Source organism: Leptospira tipperaryensis, assembly GCF_001729245.1.
Classification (GTDB): Bacteria; Spirochaetota; Leptospiria; order Leptospirales; family Leptospiraceae; genus Leptospira; species Leptospira tipperaryensis.
On sequence record NZ_CP015217.1, the window covers coordinates 2,184,467 to 2,200,942 of the forward strand.

Consider the following 16,476-nt stretch of genomic DNA (forward strand, 5'->3'; position numbering starts at 1 on the left):
AAAAGCCGACGTGCAACGCCGGCTTTTCCTATATTCTTCTTTTCTAAATTAGAATTTACTGAAATACGGGTCTTCTTCTTTCAAGAATGGACTTCATTCCTTCTTGACCATTTCTGGAAAAAACCGCGCTGGAAAGAAGAGTAACGTCTCTTTCCGCGTTCTTCTCCGCAAAGATACGAACCGGATCTCGAAGAGAAACTTTGATTCCGGTCACGGACTCGATCGCCATATCCTTGAACTGATCACAATATTTTCTCGCCTTCACCATCATCTCTTCTGCCGAGGTTGCAACGTCGTCGATCAGACCGATCTCTTTGGCTTCTTCCGCTTTCAGACCTTTTCCGGAATAGAGAAGATCGCGCGCGGCCGCGATTCCAACTGTTTCCTTTAACATAAAACCCGCGACTGACGGAAAGTTGATTCCGATCTGAGATTCCGGAAACCCAAGACGGCCTTTCTTTTCCACCATCATTCGGTAATCGCAAAAAATTGCATATACCGCGCCCAAACCCATCGAATGTCCGTTCATCGCGCAGACGATCGGTCTTTCAAAAAAAAGAAGTTTAGAAGCCGTATCCAGAGCAAGACGGAGTACGTCTTGAATTTGTTCCAACGTTTTATCCACAAAAATCTCGGGATTGAATCCGTTGGAAAAAAACTTTTCATTTTTGGAAGTAAGAATGACCGCCTTGATCGTCGGATCCTTTGCAATCGAATCTAGTTTCGCCGAGATCGTTTTAAAAAAATCTCCATCTAGAGAATTGACCTCGTTTGTTTCGATATAGAGTTCCAAAATATGATTGTTTCTAATTTCAGAAAGCATTGTTCGCTCCTAGTTCAATGAAATGTGAATTACGGACAGTAGTTGGAAAAAATCCAAGCCCGCGTTTTGTATAAGATTCATCCAAAATGATGGACGAAAGAATGCTGTAAACCTCGATCTTTCCCATTCAAAACTGAAATTTAGAATCTGGAATCGTCTCCGAGAGAGCGATCTTCTTCATCCTAATTTCGATTTTATTTTGATCCAGATTCGTTTTGGGTTCCACGATTCTTGTGATCGTAGTCTTGGGCGGGAAGGAAACGACGCCCTGCACTTTTGTGATCGCCTTCAAATTGCTTTTTTTGGAAAGAAGTTCCACGGAGCTGATTCCAAACTCCGTCATCCAGAACGTGATATCCTCACCCGGTTTTTTTACAAGAATCGCACGTTCGGAAAGATTGACGAACGTAGGATCCGTCCCTGCGAGCCCGGAGCTATTGTTTGAAAGAAGAGAATACAAAACCGGAAACGGAATCGTGGATTGTTTTTTTCCGCTCGGATCCTTGAACACGATATCTCCCATCGGAAGCGTCTGCGTATTTGAATTTGCGGTTTTGATCTGAATCGAAATCCCATCCGTAAAAACTCTCGAAACGATCATTCCGAAAAACGGATCCGAAAGTTCGATGTACATCTTTCCGGAAGCGCGGTCGTAGTAGATCTTTCCGTCCGCCGAAAAACTTTCCTTCTTGGGAACAAAGTTCTCGATCCTCATAGAGAATTCTCCGGAATAAGAACTGTTCTTACTTTCAAGTTCCTTTATGGATTTTAGAATTTTCGCCGCTTCCGGATTTTTGGAGGATAAGAATTTCAAATTCCCCTTATCAGGAAAGGAAATCTCTTCGATCTGCGGGGTCGTGCAGCCATAAAAGGTCAGTAAGAACATTATACAAATAGAATGTATTTTAAGTTTCATTGAATTATCGATTTCTTTTATTTTGGATTTTTATTTGCGGAATTTTCCGCGGCGCTGTTTTGCAGTTTTTTATGAAGCCTGGTCGCATCTTCCTTCTTCTTAAAAAGTTTGAGACTTTTTTCCCAATAGGCGATCGCGTTTCTGAATTCGTTTTTTTCTTTGTAAACGTCTCCGATATGTTCGAGAATTACGGGATCTTCTTCTCCCTTATCTTTTAGAATCTGATACGCGAGTTGAAGATGTAAAAGTGCCTCGTCGTGATTTCCCAGCTTAAAGAAAATCCAACCCAGACTGTCTTGATAGGCTTCGTTGTCGGGCGCGAGTTCCACTGCTCTTTGTACTAAGGTCAAAGATTCTTCCAAACGGATTCCTTTTTCGGAAAGATAATAACCTAAATAATTGTAAGCCATGGGGCTTGTAGGATCGATCTCCATCGATTTTTTCAAATCGTTTTCCATCGCATCCGATTGTCCCAGTTTTTCCAAAACGGAAGCCCTATAAAAATAATAGATTCCGTTTCCAGGTTCTTTCTCGATCGCAGAATTGAATTCATCCAGGGATTCTTTAAACTTGTCCTTGGATGCGAGAACGATTCCTAAAAGATATCTTGCGTAAGACATCTCCGGTTCCAATTTCAAAACGTCTCGGATCAGATTCTCAGCTTCCTCTTTTTTGTTTGGCGGATTCGAATTGAGTAAGTAAGCAAGGTGGAGTTGGAATTTGAGTTTATCCGATTTTTTTTCCGACTTCTCAACTGCCTTACGAGATTCTAAGATCGCGCGATAGACGGAACCGGATTGTTCGTGACAAGAAGCCAAAAAATCATGGATCTCCGCGTCGTTCCATTCGGAAGTTTTATTTACAATCTGACTCGCTCTCTGCGCGGTTCTTTCCGCGAGTTCGAACTGCTGCATTCCGTAAATGATTTCCGAAACTTCTCTGAGTTCTTTCAAATAGAAAGAGGGATTATTTTCCCTTTCATAAATATCCAGCATCGCCAAACGAACGGCGAGGCGAGCGGGAAATTTTTCTTTGACAGGAAGAAGAATCAACTTTGCCTCTTTCTGTTTCCCGAGTAAGACCAGATACAATCCTTCAAGAACGCTTCCTTTCGGAATTTTGGACTGCTGATTGAGAACATTAAAATATTCGAATGCGTAAGAGCGGCTCTCGATAAAATACATTTCCGCGAGCAGATGCTCGACCGAAGAAAGATTCTTTTTTACTTTGAGAATTCGATTTAACTCTTTTCTGGCGGAAGCAAACTTTCCGAGTTGGTTCCAAATTCTCGCGAGAGTGAGTCTCGTGGAAATATCCGTTGGATTTTGCTGAAGATACGAACTCAAAAAATATAAGGCCTTTTTGGTTTGTCCACTCGCAAAATACAATTCTCCCAAAGACTTATCCACATAGGATCTGTATTTGGGATTTCCTTCCCGATTTCGAATCGAGTCGCTGAGGGACGTCAGATAAAGGATCGCTCTCGGAAAATTTTTAAGTTCCTGATTCAAAGAACCTAAAAGATAAAGAAGATCCGAATCGTCAGCAAAACGGCTTAGGTTAGCTTCCAGATAATCGCTGGCCTTTTGATATTCTCCCATCCGAATGAGAACTCTTGCTTTCAAAAGATAAGCGTCTCGAAACTGCGGATCGGCTTGGATGGCGGCGTCCGCTTCTTTTTGGGCAGACTCAAACTGACCTAAGGCGAAATGTCCGTTCGCCTTGGCGACTCTGGAAACGGGAGAAACGGGTCGTTTGAGTAATTCAGAACAACGAATGTATCTTTCGTAAAAATCAACGGATTCTTCATAGGCCCTTTTTGATTTTTCCTGAGAAGGGAACCTCGTGGCTTCGGTTTGTTTTTCAAAAGCGAGGGATAAAAAGAATTCGGGTGCGACCGTGGATTGGGAATATTTACAATCTTCTTCCGAAAAAAGGGACAACGGAAAAACGCCGAAACAAAAAACCAAGGCCCAAAGAGTGAAAGAAAAGAAACCGGAAAGTCTACAGGAGACGTTTTTATTATTTGCTTGATTCATTCAGGTAACGGGACAGATTTGAGAAGAATGTTCCATACTTCAGGAACCATCCCGTCAATAGGTCCGGAATTTCATTCTGTGCACAATCCGTCTAGGAGTCGAATCAATTTTCCAAACGATCGGAGCGGTCAATTTTGCTAACATATATCCGAGAAAATAAAAAATTCGTTCTGGCTCTGCTGTTTGTTTGGACCGTCGCGGCGGCTTGGATTCTTCCCAACAGATATAAATTATTGAGTAAAGTGGCGCTGATGGTGAGACCTCCCGGTTATGATCGCCAGACGGCTGAAGAATTTATAGAAAAGGGAGATTCGATTCTTCAAAGAGAAGTCGCATACCAAGATCAAGGGGAAAGAATTCCGGATCTCGATCTTATGAGAGAAGCCTGTCTTTATTATTATTCTTTGAGTGAAAGAGATTCGGTTCTTTACAAACCTTCTTGGACGGATTCGATGACCATCTGGAGATTCAAGGATTCCGGGATGAAGGACGAAACCTCCGGAGAGAAAAAAATTTCTTCCAAAACAAGATCCAGAACTCCGATCACCGGCGGACTCAATCCGGGAGAATACTGGAGAACCACTTCTCCCACCGTCTTAGAAGCGTTAGATTATTATAAGAGGGCGTTGAATTTTTCAGGACCCGATTTTTCAGTTCCTAAAAAGATCGAACGTGCGGCCCTCGCGGTCTGTCGTCCGGAAGAAGTTTTGTTAGCCTACGCGGACTATGTTCGCAACACGGAAGAATCGGTTCGAGTCGCGATCGAAAAAATCAAGCCGGAAAAACCGTTTTTCTCCTGCAATCAAGATTCCAATCCTTTGAACGTCCTCACCGAAAAACAAAATCAGATGCGAGTCTGGTCTCAGATCAAATCCAATTCCTTTCTCATCGATCCGGATCGAAACATCAGGGTCAATGCAAACGATTTTAAAAAGGCTCTCAATCTTCTCGCATTCGGAATTTATAAAACCGGACTCAATTCGATTTCTCCTTTGGAAGCGGACGGGATTTTAGAAAAACTTCTTTTCTTTTCCGATCCCGGAACCGTGGAATACGACGAACTCCTTTTCAAACGTGGAATGCTCAACTACCAACTCGGAAAAAGAGATCCGCTTTTTTGGAACAAGGCAATCTTCTACTTTCGAGAAGCGGCACAGTCTAACTTCTTAGATAAGGGTTCCGTATTTGAAGCGAGGCTTATGACCGTACGATCCGAAATTCGAAAGGGAGAATTGGATTCCGCCTTACAAGAGTTACAGTCTCTCGAATCGGAACTCTACTCGATCGACAAAGCGTATCGAGTGACCGGAGCCGGAAGAAGCGATCTCGTAGAGGACAGAAAAAAACTCTTACGATACGTGCTCCGAAAAAAAGGAAGATACGAAGAAGCGGACGAACTCTATGTCGAAGACGATTCATTATTTTGATTACAACGCGACCCATCCTCCCTTTGTGGATGTGCTCGTGGAAATTCAAAAAGACTATCTCTCCGACTTCTACAATCCTTCCGGGGCGACTCGGTTTTCCTTAGGAAGACAGGGAAAGATCGAGGAAGCTCGAAAAATTTTGGAAGACTATACGGGCAAACCCGCAAAGGAGTTTGTATTTTCTTCCACCGGAACCGAAGCCAATCACCTCCTAACGCAGGCAATCGCTGGAAAATTTTCGGGCTCCGCGATCGTATCCTCCTTGGAACACGCTTCTATGTATTCCGCGTTGGAATACGCGGGCTTCGAGACGCGTAAGATTCGTTCTCTTTCCAACGGGCAAGTTGATCTTTCTCATCTCAAAACATTGTTGGAAGAAAACCCGGCTCCGATCTTTGTTTTACACGTAGCCAACGAATCGGGCGTCATACAACCTCTCGAAGAAATCTTCGCGCTCGCAAAAGAATACGGAGTTCCCCTATTCTCCGATCTGATGCAATCCTTTGGAAAGATCGAAGTCCCGTTTTCGATCTTGAGCGGATTTACGTTTTCGGGTCATAAGATTGGCGCGGGAATGGGAGCCTCCGGGACTTGGATCCGCTCCGATTTGGTTTTTGAAAAAGAATTCGGAATCTTTCGAGGAGGCAATCAAGAAAACAATCATAGGGCCGGAACCGAAAACTCTCCCGCAATATTAGCTCTTTCGAATGTTCTAAAAAAGAGAATCCCTGAAACCAAAAAGAAAAACGAGATTCTTAAAACCTATCAAACCAAAATCGAAACTACCTTGGAAGAATGCGGTTGCAAAATCATCGGAAAAGAATCGCCTCGGATCGTTAGCACTTCCTTTTGTTTACTACCCACCGACGACGTGGATTTTTTTATGCTGGGTTTGGAAGAATCGGGTTTTGTAGTTTCTACGGGTTCTTCTTGTAAATCCAGATCGAGAGAACCGGCGGCCTCACTTTTGTCCATGGGGTTTACCGAAGAGGAAGCTTTACGTGCGATTCGGATTTCCACCGGTTGGTTTACCACTGGGGAAGAAGTGGACGCGCTCTGCAAAAAAAACATTCAAGTATTAAAAGCCTTACTTGTTGATTTGTAGAGATTGAAAAAACTATCTCTACAGGGAAGAACGTAAAGAAATACGAACATAGATTCGATTTTTATTTCAACACAATCGAAGTTTCGATTCAAATACAATCTGAGATCGAAGGTATTTTGAACTGGATTCAGATTTTTTTTCAAGCTCAGACCCCGTTCTAATTCTCAGTCACGATCGTCAGAATCAGACAAACTACATTCATTTTTAAGAATACATCAAAACCGTAAAAAAGAAAGTTTCCCGAGAAACGGATTCCAAAACAAAAACAAGGCTCTCTTTTGAAAACCAATTCTTCACAAAACTTCCTCTCCCAAATTTGCATCTGGATCGGATGTTATTTTGTTCTATCCTCCTGCGCCATTGGCGGAATCGAAGGCAACAAACCTCTCGTTAAAATTCCTAAGAATTCGAATATGGAAGTGCTTCGTATCAATTTGATATATGGAGAGACGGACAATTTATTTGGACTGAATATAGGACTCTCGAATGAAGTCCGGCATGATCTAACAGGAATTCAAATTGGAATTCTAAACCGTGCTAAGAACGGACCGTTTTCCATCCAAGTCGGTTTATACAATCAACTAGACGGAGTGGGTTATGCGATTCGAACAGGTTTGATCAACTATGGGGGAAAAAACTCCATGTATCATCAAAATATTCCTATCTATCTGCTCGGAGGCGTCACCTTAGGGGCGATCAATTTAGATTCCGAAGGAGGGGCGAATGTGGGTATCGCCAATCTTTTCGTTAGCGGATTCAATGTGGGATTTCTCAATGTATTGACGAGCGGATTTACAATCGGATTGATCAATCACGGATTCGGTAATACGTTCAGCCTTGGAATCATCAATTACTGCGAATTTGGACCTTTGTACGTAATGATCCTCGCAAACTACTGTTATTATCCAGATAGAGAATAACCTTAGAATTCTCAAAAATCAAACGATTCGAACGAATGAAATATTTTTTTGAATAAAACGAATCAGAGAATCTAAGAATTAAAACGAGGTTGACAAACTTTCATTTTCTGTGATAAAAGCACTCACAAATTTCAGCACAAAACAAACATGAAAATTAGAATTCAATACAACCCTTTTTCCGTCATTCTATTCAGCTGGATCCTTTTGAGCAACTGCGGCCTTGCATTGACTCCCCGCATAACAACGAAAATACCCCCCAAGACCGAAACAGAAGTCTTTCGACTCAATCTGATTTACGGCGAAGTAAAGACCCTCGCCGGAATCAACGTAGGATTGTTAAACGAAGTCCAAGAAAATCTCTACGGCGCCCAGCTCGGAATCGTAAATTTTTCAGAAGGTAAAACCTACGGTTTTCAAGTAGCGATCGTCAACGCAGCAAAAAACAAGGGTTTCGGAATTCAAGCCGGAATCGTAAACTCCACAAACGGGGATTCCAAAGGAATCCAAGCGGGAATTATCAACTTAGGAGGCGATAAACAAGGTTATGACCTAACGATCGGAGTCGGAAATTATAAAACGAGCGGTCTTATGATCGGAGTCACGAATCTCTCCTCTCAAGGAATCAATCTCGGTGCTTTGAATGAAAATTCTCAAGGGTTCAACCTTGGGGTTTTGAATATTCAAGGAAGCGGAGTTAACGTTGGAATTTTTAACGGAGGGTCCGGAGTTCATATCGGACTTTTCAACTCTGCAGGAGAAGACGAAGCGGAACCTCCTACGATGCAATTTGGACTTCTCAATTTTTGCGGAAAGGGAAGATTTCCCGTTATGATCGGATTTAACTATTGTAAATAACTATGAAACATAAGAATTCTTTAAATTACTTTTTTATCATTTTCCTTTTGAGCGCCCTTTCGGTTTTCACTCTGAACTGCGGAGTCGGCGGACTACGAGGGGAAAAATCCTTTGTGAGAGCTCCTGCAAAGACCGAAACGGAACTCGTGAGAGTCAACCTCCTCTACGGAGAAGTGAATAAACTCTACGGAGTCAATCTCGGAGTGATCAATACGGTCAAAGATCGATTGGTCGGAGTTCAAGTCGGCGGAGTCAATTTTTCAGACGGAAAAACATACGGCGCTCAGCTCTCCCTCTACAATGAGGCGAAGAATGGAGGTTTCACCATCCAAGCAGGCGGGGTGAATAAAGTCGAAGAAACCGGCGCGGGAATCCAATTAGGTCTTTATAACAGGGCTTCGAACGTAGGAATCTATCTGACCGCGGGCTTATATAACAAAGGCAGTAGCGGAGCAACGATCGGTCTTATCAACAACGAGGGCTTAGGAATCAACGTAGGCGGGATCAATTACGGATATGGAGTCAATCTTGGACTCTTCAATTGGGGCAAGGGATTGAGCGTGGGCGCGATCAATGTCGGAGAGGACGGAAATTTTCAAATAGGAGTTTTGAATTTTTGTTCGGAAGGTCCGTTTCCCATCATGATCATCGCAAACTATTGTTCCAAATCGGGAACGGCGGCGACGGAAGAAAAAGTAGAAGCAAAAACAACGCCGATCAAGTAAGAATCAGTTATCGGTGAATCGCGTTTTCGGTGGACTCTAACTTTGAATCCTGGTTTCCGCGTGATTACGAATTGTTTTTTACCCAAGTTTCTTTTTCCTTTTCTTGTTTTCGTGTTTGTTAGCGCCTGCGGGGTCGCGTTAACACCTCGGTTAACTGCCAAAATTCCATCCGAAGCAGAAACGGAAGTGTTTCGGCTCAATCTGATTTACGGCGAACTAAGAACACTCTACGGGATCAATGTAGGCGTTAAGAATTTTGCCAATCGTCTCATCGGAACTCAGATCGGAATCATCAACTCGGCAGAAAACGCAAGCGGCCTGCAAATTGGATTCGCTAACAATGCGGGATCGGAACACGGCACTTTGAAAATCGGAATTTTCAATTTTAATTTCTTTTTGGATTCAGGAAGATCCCATCCACGTCCATGCTCGGATGTAGAAATCGAAACTCAAGTCGCAAAAAATGCCAGCGTATCGATTGGCGCCGCCAACATCCTGAGCGGACGATTCAACTTCGGAATTTTCAATTGGGGAGAAGGTCTCAACGTTGGACTTGTAAACATGAACGAGGGCAGTTCCGTTAGTTTAGGAATTGTGAATATAGGAACAAACTTGGAAGTTTCGCCTAAAGAGAAACGGGCGATTAGTTTCGGAATCTTCAATTCAGGAACTCATAAAGAAGAATTCCAAATCGGGATCATTAACTATTGTCCGAATAATACGATCCCCATCCTGATCCTCGCAAACTATTGTTCCCAATCTGAATCAGAAACCCCTGCTTCAACAGCGGCAACCGAGATCAAAACAGAGCCTTTAAAATAATCAATTCTAAAAATAGAATGAATTACTACATTCTATTTTTAGAATATTAAGGAAGCGACTGATAGATTTTTTCAGCGTATCGATCGGTCATTCCCGCGACGTAGTCACTGATCACACGGTATAAGGATTCTTCTTCGATTCTTTCTTTGTAGGTTTCCGGGATTTTTTCCGGGTGTTTGAGAAAATAATCAAACAAGGATTCGATCACTTTTTTTCCGTAGTCGCTCATTCGAACCAAATCTTCGTGACGATATAATCTTTCATAAAGAAAGGATTTGAGTTCTCGAAATTTTGTATTTACGTCTTCCGAAAAATTCGCAATTCTCACGCCTTCTTTCCAGATCTTCGCGAGGTCCCCTCGGGAACGAACCTGATTTGTTTCCAATTGGGAAGATATATTTCGAATGAGATCCGATACCATCGCGTTAGTCAAATTTCGGATCGAAGTTCGGATCAAAATTTTTTCCGCCGCTTCCGGATAACGCGTCTTACAGTCTTGATAGACCTCGTTCCAGAAACGATTTTCGGACAAGTCTCCGAGATGCAGATAACCCATCTCCCAACCGTCTTCGATATCGTGACTCGTATAAGCGATTTCATCCGAAAGATCGGCGATCATTCCTTCGAGAGAGGGTCCGTCTTCTTGTCTGGATAAAAACATTCCGGAACCTTCGTAATCCGCTCCGTGTTTCATAAGTCCCTTCAAAGTTTCTCTGCAAAGATTCAATCCGGGAAAACCAGGATACTTTTTTTCGATCGCGGTCACGATTCTCAAAGACTGTTTGTTGTGTTCAAATCCTCCGTGATCCTTCATCAAACCGGAAAGAACATCCTGACCGGCGTGACCAAACGGGGTGTGACCGAGATCGTGAGCGAGTGCGATCGTTTCAGAAAGATGAGAATTCAAACCCAACGCAGAAGCGATCGTCCGAGAAAGGCCTGCCACTTCCAAAGTATGAGTCATTCGATTTCTATAATTCTCGCCAACGGAGAAAATGAAAACTTGGGTTTTGTATTGAAGACGTTTGAAAGCGCTCGAGTGAAGAACCCGATCCCGGTCCCTCTGAAACGGAAGTCGATAGGAATGTTCCTCTTCTTCGTAAACTCTTCCTCCGTTATTTGCGCTGGATACGGCGTAAGGAGCGAGACCCGCTTCTTCTTTTTGAATCAATTCATTTCTGGAATAATACACTATCCTAAAAAATCGGGCACTTTTCCCAAAAGTCTCCTTACTTTTTTTGTTTGTTTACTGCTATTTTAAAGGAGCCAGATTTTAATGTCTCTGAAATCCTAACCCAAGGCGTTACAAGTAGGAATGGAATTCTTAAATCTTCTCGTTCACATCTTCTCCGAATACGGATACATCGCCGTCTTTTTAGTACTCATTCTCTGCGGTTTCGGACTTCCGGTTCCGGAAGATATTTCCTTGGTATCAGGCGGAGTGATCGCCGGTCTTGGAAAAGCGGACCCTCATTTTATGTTTTTAGTAGGAATGGCGGGAGTTCTCATCGGAGATGCTTCCGTTTTTTTACTCGGAAGAATCTACGGAATTCGAGTTTTGCAGATTCCTATGATCTCGAGAATCGTAACTCCGGAACGATTTGCCAAGGTCCAGGACAAGATCGGAAAATACGGAAACTGGGTTACGTTTATGGCTCGTTTTATGCCGGGTCTTCGAATGCCGATTTATCTCACGGCTGGAACTTCCGATAGAATTTCCTTTTACCGATTCGTGGCCCTGGATTTTATGGCGGCGATCATTTCGGTTCCGATCTGGGTCTATCTCGGTTATTTCGGGGCTCACAACTTCGGTACCCTTCTTACTTGGGTGCACCAAGGTCAACTAACGGTCTTCGGACTTTTGGGAGGGGCCATTCTATTTTTCGGAATCACATATTGGATTCGAAAGAAACGATCCGCGGCTCTTTAAGAATTTCTTTACATCTTTTTGCATTCGGCTATTGTTTGACCAGTTATGGACATTCTTGCGCAGCCGGTGCTTGTGCTGAATGCCGGTTACGTCCCCATCGGGGTCCGGTCGGTCAAAGACGCCCTCATCCTTATCATTCTTGAGAAAGCACAATTGATCAAGGATGATGAAAACCTTCTCATTCGTTCCGAAAAACTCAAATTCACAGCTCCTCGAATCATTCTTCTCCGCGACTACTACCGAGTTCCTCCAAGGAAGGATCGAGTTTCCAGAGAAAATATCTTTCAAAGAGACAACTATCACTGTGTCTACTGCGGTAAAAAGTTTCCGAGTTCTAAACTGACTCTGGATCACGTAATCCCGAGAAGTCGTTGGGAAGGAGTTCCTAAAAAAGAGAGACCGAAAGATTTTAATTCTTGGGAGAATCTGGTCGCGGCCTGCAAACACTGCAATACCCGGAAAGGAAACAAACTTCTCTCCGAATTGAAGTGGAACTTGCCGGAAGAAAATCGGGTGACACCCAAGCTACGCTTTCCACTCTTCTCAATATCGGATCAGCAGGCGGAGAAGTTCGGCTGGCGGGAGTATATTTCTTTTTGAAACGTCTTTCTATTCTATTTCTTCTTCCAGTAGTTTCTTTTCTTTTCGGATGTCCGCACTATTCTACGACAAGATTGATTTCCACACCTCCGACTCTGATCAGCATCGTTCCGATCGCAACCGGATACGAGCTCAGAATGAGAGCCGGAAACCCCGAACTCCTTTTTAGCGGTTATCGTCTCTTCTTGGGAAATACCGAAAACGAATCTCGGTTTCCGGCCGATTTGAACGCGGGGATCGATTGTGTGGGAGGAGTCCTCAATCTCATTCCAAACCAACCTCTGGAATATTCGATCGAACTGAGTCCGAACAGCGGACCTCTCGCAACACCGGCTACGGGAGAAAATGCAAATCGAATCTGTAAGATGAACGTGACTGTGACTTCCGGTCAATATCTCACCCTACGTTCTCAGGTTCTCGTGATAAGTATCACAAACGGAGCGACTTCGGGATTTGTATTTTCGATGCCATCCAACTCTCTCAAGGTTCCCTAAACCAAACCTCGATTTTTTGTAAAGTGTCCTTTGCGTCGGCGATCCAGATACTTTCTGGAAACGATTGAATCAATTTTTCAAAACCGATCTTTGCGCTCAGTAAAGAATTTCTTAATTTCCGAAGAGCCGGATTCTCCTCACCCTTTAGAAAGATCGGATTTCCATCCGTGATCTTATAGTATTCGTGGATCGCAGAATCGTAGGCTTCCCGGGCGAGCTTGTAAATATCGTAGTCCGATTTCTGAAAATGAGAAGGATGAGAAATTACATTCAATTTTTGGAATGTTTTTTGTTCGAGATAAGAATTCAGAACGTCCCTGTATTCGATCAATTCTTTGAATAAAGAATCGCTTGAGAATTCTCCCGTGTCCGGGTGGTATTTTTTTGAGAGGAGATAAAAACGACTTTTGAGTTCTTCTTCTGTAAACCCCGGGTCCAAACCCAGAAACTCCAGGGCTCTTTCTAACAGGTCCCCGTTTTCCAAAAATCTTGTCTGAGGTGGAGATGACGTTTGAGTTGAATTTGAACCTGAGCCACGTTCAATTCTTTTTGATATTCTTTTAGAATGTCCTTCATCCGTTCTTCCACTTGAGAATGAAGAAGTCTGGATTCTTCCAATTTCTGAAACAGGGTTTCCGTTATTTCGATGAGCTCTAAATTCTGCGGAACACCCTCTTCCAATTTTTCAATCTTACGATCGATGGAACAGAGTTTGTCTACGAGTTTGAGATTGGAATCTTCGATCTTGGCTCCTGCCTCTCCGTCCCCAAAACCGAAAACTTCCAACTGTCGTTTTTGATTTCGGATCAGTTCGTCCAAAAGGAGAATTTTTTCTCCGAAGAGGACGACAAGGCCCGTGGCGTTTTGCTTACGATCGACTGAAGTCAAGTTTTAACCTTGAATGGACAATCCGCTTCCGCGGCTTCCCTGAAACGGGGCTGATACGACGTTGGACTTTTCTTTTTTTTCAATCTCTTCCCAAGCCGATTTCAGATCTTCCATGTATTTGATAATTTCTTGAATGATCTCGGAATCTTTTTTCATGTTAGCTTCGAGCAGACGTTTTTTGATGTAAACGTAGATTCCCAAAAGGTTATTGGCCACTTCCCCGCCTTGTTCTAAGTTGAGGGCAAGCATGAGTTCCGTTACGATTTCCCCCGCTTTGAGGATATGATTGTTAACCACATCGTATTTTCTAGGAGTGTTGTTCTCCAGAGCGATATTTAGAAAACGAATCGCCCCATCATAGAGCATGACGATGAGTTTTCCCTGGCTGACAGTCGAGATTTCGTTGGATTTATATTGTTCAACGGTCGCTGTGGATTTTCTGGCAAGTGACATGTATCTCTCCTGAAATACTCTTCGACAAAAACGGTTGCCTCCTTAATGCTGGGTAAGAACATTCTTACGGTTTCTCTCAAAACTTTCGCGGGTTTTTTAGTCCGCAAAACCGTCCGAATTTTCAAAATCGAATCCCAACTAGGCCATTTGCCGAGCTATGTCTTATCTCTCCAGTCTCGCCTTGATTTTTTTCAAAATCGGGCGTAACTTTGATAACAAAGGTTCTACGTTTGGATTTTTTAAAAACCCAAATTTGAGAAACCCTCGCTTGGGTGAAAAGACACAACTCTGATTTTATCCGGATAGAATTCCCTTGGCAAGTCTGTTTACAAAACCCAAAAAAAAGATCGTATTTTTAGCCTCCGGTCGAGGCTCCAATTTGAGGGCCGTCCTTGAGAACCTAAAGAAGGGAAAGATCGCAGGAACCGGAATTTCTCTCATCACGGACAATCCTGCGTGCAAGGCCTTGGAAATCGCAAAAGAATTTCATCTTCCCTCTCAAGTATTGGATTTTAAATCCTTTGAAGATAAGTCCGCGTATCACAAAGCCCTTTTGGATCGATTGCTCGAACTACAGCCGGAGTTGATTGTTACCGTCGGATATATGAAGATTCTTAAACCCGAAATTATCCGGGCGTTTCCAAACTCGATCATAAACATTCACCCTTCCCTTTTGCCGGCCTTCCCGGGACTGGGCGCCCAAAAACAAGCCTTTGAGTACGGAGTCAAAATCGCCGGTTGTACGGCGCATTTTGTGGACGAGGGAGTCGATTCCGGACCTGTGATTTTACAAGGAGTTGTGAAAATCAAGGAAGGAATGTCGGAAAGAGATTTGACTCTAGAGATTCTCAAAGAGGAACATAAAATCCTGCCACTCGCGGTTCAGTATTTTTGCGAGGGCAAGCTAAAGATCCAAAATAGAAAGGTCAGCATTCAATAAACAATGATACAAATCAAAAGAGCCCTGATTTCGGTCAGCGATAAATCCGGTTTAGTCGAGTTCGCACAATTCTTAAACCAAAACGGAGTGGAGATTATTTCCACTGGCGGAACTCTCAAACTTCTCAAAGAAAAAGGAATCAATGCGATTGCCATCGACGATTATACCGGTTTTCCGGAAATCTTAGACGGAAGGGTCAAGACCTTACATCCGAAAGTTCATGGAGGACTTTTAGGAGTCATTTCCAATCCAGCTCACAAACAAAAGATGGACGAGCTAAAAATTCCGAAGATCGATTTGGTTGTTGTGAACTTATATCCATTCTTAAAAACCGTTTCCAAACCCGGAGTTCTTTTAGAAGAAGCGATCGAGAACATTGATATCGGCGGCCCTTCTATGATCCGAAGCGGGGCTAAGAATTACAAACATACGTTAGTTCTCACCGATCCGAACGATTATTCCGAAGCTCAGTCCTTGATTTCTTCCGGAGGAATTTCCGAAGAAGTGTCTGCGAAGTTTATGAGAAAGGCGTTCTCTCATACCGCGATGTATGACACCGCGATCTCTTCCTGGTTTAACAAACAAGCCGGCGACACTTTCCCCGACGTTCTCAATCTTTCTTTCTTAAAAAAACAAAAACTCAGATACGGAGAAAATCCGCACCAAGCCGCTGCCTTTTACGAACCTCTGTTTACAAAGAGCGATTTTTCCCCTTTGCAAGGAAAGGAGTTGTCGTTTAACAATATGTTGGACTTCGACGCGGCGTTTCACATTTCAAGTCTTCTTCCGGAAAACACCGTTTGTATCATCAAACACCTCAACCCTTGTGGGATCGCGTATGCGGACGATCCTTTGGAAGCCTATCAACTCGCGAGAAGAACGGATCCGATCTCTGCGTTCGGCGGCGTGATCGGAATCAAGGGACTCGTAAACGGAGAACTCGCGACGGTAATCACTGAAAACTTTGTGGAAGGTGTGATCGCTCAGAAGTTTACTCCGGAAGCTCTTGAGATTTTTTCCAAGAAGCCGAACATTCGTCTCATCGAGATCGAAGACTTCAAAGAAGCCTTGGACGAACTCGACCTCCGACCGATCCATCACGGACTTCTTATACAAGACAGAGATTATACTACGATCACTGAAAAAGATTTGAAAATCGTAACCAAAAAACAACCGACCCCAGACGACATTCGCGGTTTGATGTTTGCTTGGTCTTGTGTTCGTTTTATCAAATCCAACGCGATCGTTTATACGGAAGAAAACGCGACTCTCGGAATCGGAGCGGGTCAAATGTCCAGGGTAGATTCCGTTCAGTTAGGCGCGAACAAAGCTTTAAACGTTGGACTTTCCGTTGTGGGTTCTTATGTTGCCAGCGACGCATTCTTTCCGTTTCGAGATGGAATCGACGCACTCGGAAAGGCGGGAGCAAAAGCCATCATCCAGCCCGGAGGTTCCGTGCGAGATCCGGAAGTGATCCAAGCCGCGGACGAGCACGGATTGATTATGGTTTTTACAGGTATGAGGCACTTCAGACACTGA

General features: G+C 43.5%; 18 protein-coding genes. 11 read left to right on the forward strand and 7 right to left on the reverse strand.

What is annotated here, in order from left to right; translation table 11 throughout:
• Nucleotides 1-55: 55 nt before the first annotated feature.
• From A0128_RS10305 to A0128_RS10315, 3 genes are all read right to left on the reverse strand, one after another.
• Entirely contained in the window at nt 56-823 is a 768-nt protein-coding gene (locus A0128_RS10305) for an enoyl-CoA hydratase/isomerase family protein (RefSeq protein WP_069607433.1), read from the reverse strand.
• A gap of 127 nt (nt 824-950) precedes the next feature.
• Nucleotides 951-1,739, reverse strand: a complete 789-nt coding sequence (locus A0128_RS10310) for a LolA family protein (protein WP_069607434.1) — start codon at nt 1,737-1,739, stop codon at nt 951-953.
• 17 nt (nt 1,740-1,756) lie between these two features.
• Entirely contained in the window at nt 1,757-3,778 is a 2,022-nt protein-coding gene (locus A0128_RS10315; RefSeq protein WP_069607435.1) for a tetratricopeptide repeat protein, read from the reverse strand.
• Nucleotides 3,779-3,912: 134 nt separating this feature from the next.
• On the opposite strand from A0128_RS10315, the gene A0128_RS10320 reads away from it, so the two are divergent.
• The 6 genes from A0128_RS10320 to A0128_RS22100 all read left to right on the forward strand — a co-directional run bounded on the left by A0128_RS10320 (nt 3,913) and on the right by A0128_RS22100 (nt 9,632).
• Nucleotides 3,913-5,205: a hypothetical protein gene (locus tag A0128_RS10320; RefSeq protein ID WP_069607436.1), complete on the forward strand. Its 1,293-nt coding sequence runs from the start codon at nt 3,913-3,915 to the stop codon at nt 5,203-5,205.
• Entirely contained in the window at nt 5,180-6,310 is a 1,131-nt protein-coding gene (locus A0128_RS10325; RefSeq protein ID WP_069607437.1) for a cysteine desulfurase family protein, read from the forward strand. The genes A0128_RS10320 and A0128_RS10325 overlap by 26 nt, the downstream gene beginning before the upstream one ends.
• Before the next feature lie 278 nt (nt 6,311-6,588).
• Nucleotides 6,589-7,230, forward strand: coding sequence for an LA_2272/LA_2273 family lipoprotein (locus A0128_RS10330; RefSeq protein WP_069607438.1), 642 nt, complete (start codon nt 6,589-6,591; stop codon nt 7,228-7,230).
• Between the two features lie 147 nt (nt 7,231-7,377).
• Nucleotides 7,378-8,085: an LA_2272/LA_2273 family lipoprotein gene (locus A0128_RS10335; RefSeq protein ID WP_069607439.1), complete on the forward strand. Its 708-nt coding sequence runs from the start codon at nt 7,378-7,380 to the stop codon at nt 8,083-8,085.
• A gap of 2 nt (nt 8,086-8,087) precedes the next feature.
• Nucleotides 8,088-8,810: an LA_2272/LA_2273 family lipoprotein gene (locus A0128_RS10340; RefSeq protein ID WP_069607440.1), complete on the forward strand. Its 723-nt coding sequence runs from the start codon at nt 8,088-8,090 to the stop codon at nt 8,808-8,810.
• A 111-nt stretch (nt 8,811-8,921) separates the two neighbouring features.
• Nucleotides 8,922-9,632, forward strand: a complete 711-nt coding sequence (locus A0128_RS22100) for an LA_2272/LA_2273 family lipoprotein (protein WP_427854347.1) — start codon at nt 8,922-8,924, stop codon at nt 9,630-9,632.
• 46 nt (nt 9,633-9,678) lie between these two features.
• On the opposite strand, the gene A0128_RS10350 is transcribed toward A0128_RS22100, so the two are convergent.
• A complete protein-coding gene (locus A0128_RS10350) occupies nt 9,679-10,824 on the reverse strand; it encodes a deoxyguanosinetriphosphate triphosphohydrolase (RefSeq protein ID WP_069607441.1) in 1,146 nt (381 codons plus the stop codon).
• A gap of 123 nt (nt 10,825-10,947) precedes the next feature.
• Here A0128_RS10350 and A0128_RS10355 point away from each other — a divergent pair, with 123 nt between their 5' ends.
• The 3 genes from A0128_RS10355 to A0128_RS10365 are packed head-to-tail and all read left to right on the forward strand — an operon-like array spanning nt 10,948 to nt 12,656.
• A complete protein-coding gene (locus tag A0128_RS10355; RefSeq protein ID WP_069607442.1) occupies nt 10,948-11,562 on the forward strand; it encodes a DedA family protein in 615 nt (204 codons plus the stop codon).
• Nucleotides 11,563-11,607: 45 nt separating this feature from the next.
• Entirely contained in the window at nt 11,608-12,162 is a 555-nt protein-coding gene (locus A0128_RS10360; protein ID WP_069607443.1) for an HNH endonuclease, read from the forward strand.
• Entirely contained in the window at nt 12,159-12,656 is a 498-nt protein-coding gene (locus tag A0128_RS10365) for an LIC11661 family lipoprotein (RefSeq protein WP_069607444.1), read from the forward strand. Before A0128_RS10360 ends, A0128_RS10365 begins: the two co-directional genes overlap by 4 nt.
• Here the strand turns inward: A0128_RS10365 and A0128_RS10370 are convergent.
• From A0128_RS10370 to fliS, 3 genes are read right to left on the reverse strand one after another with little or no spacing between them, the layout of a single operon-like run.
• Nucleotides 12,643-13,125 (reverse strand): DnaJ domain-containing protein, encoded by a 483-nt coding sequence (locus A0128_RS10370; protein ID WP_069609237.1) that lies wholly within the window; start codon nt 13,123-13,125, stop codon nt 12,643-12,645. The genes A0128_RS10365 and A0128_RS10370 overlap by 14 nt on opposite strands.
• Nucleotides 13,119-13,544, reverse strand: coding sequence for a hypothetical protein (locus A0128_RS10375; RefSeq protein WP_069607445.1), 426 nt, complete (start codon nt 13,542-13,544; stop codon nt 13,119-13,121). The genes A0128_RS10370 and A0128_RS10375 overlap by 7 nt, the downstream gene beginning before the upstream one ends.
• Before the next feature lie 3 nt (nt 13,545-13,547).
• Nucleotides 13,548-13,997 (reverse strand): flagellar export chaperone FliS, encoded by a 450-nt coding sequence (fliS, locus tag A0128_RS10380; protein WP_069607446.1) that lies wholly within the window; start codon nt 13,995-13,997, stop codon nt 13,548-13,550.
• Between the two features lie 313 nt (nt 13,998-14,310).
• Here fliS and purN point away from each other — a divergent pair, with 313 nt between their 5' ends.
• Both purN and purH read left to right on the forward strand, forming a co-directional pair.
• Nucleotides 14,311-14,937 carry a phosphoribosylglycinamide formyltransferase gene (gene purN, locus A0128_RS10385; RefSeq protein WP_069607447.1) on the forward strand — a complete coding sequence of 209 codons (627 nt, stop codon included), beginning with the start codon at nt 14,311-14,313 and terminating at the stop codon, nt 14,935-14,937.
• A gap of 3 nt (nt 14,938-14,940) precedes the next feature.
• Nucleotides 14,941-16,476: a bifunctional phosphoribosylaminoimidazolecarboxamide formyltransferase/IMP cyclohydrolase gene (gene purH, locus A0128_RS10390; protein WP_069607448.1), complete on the forward strand. Its 1,536-nt coding sequence runs from the start codon at nt 14,941-14,943 to the stop codon at nt 16,474-16,476.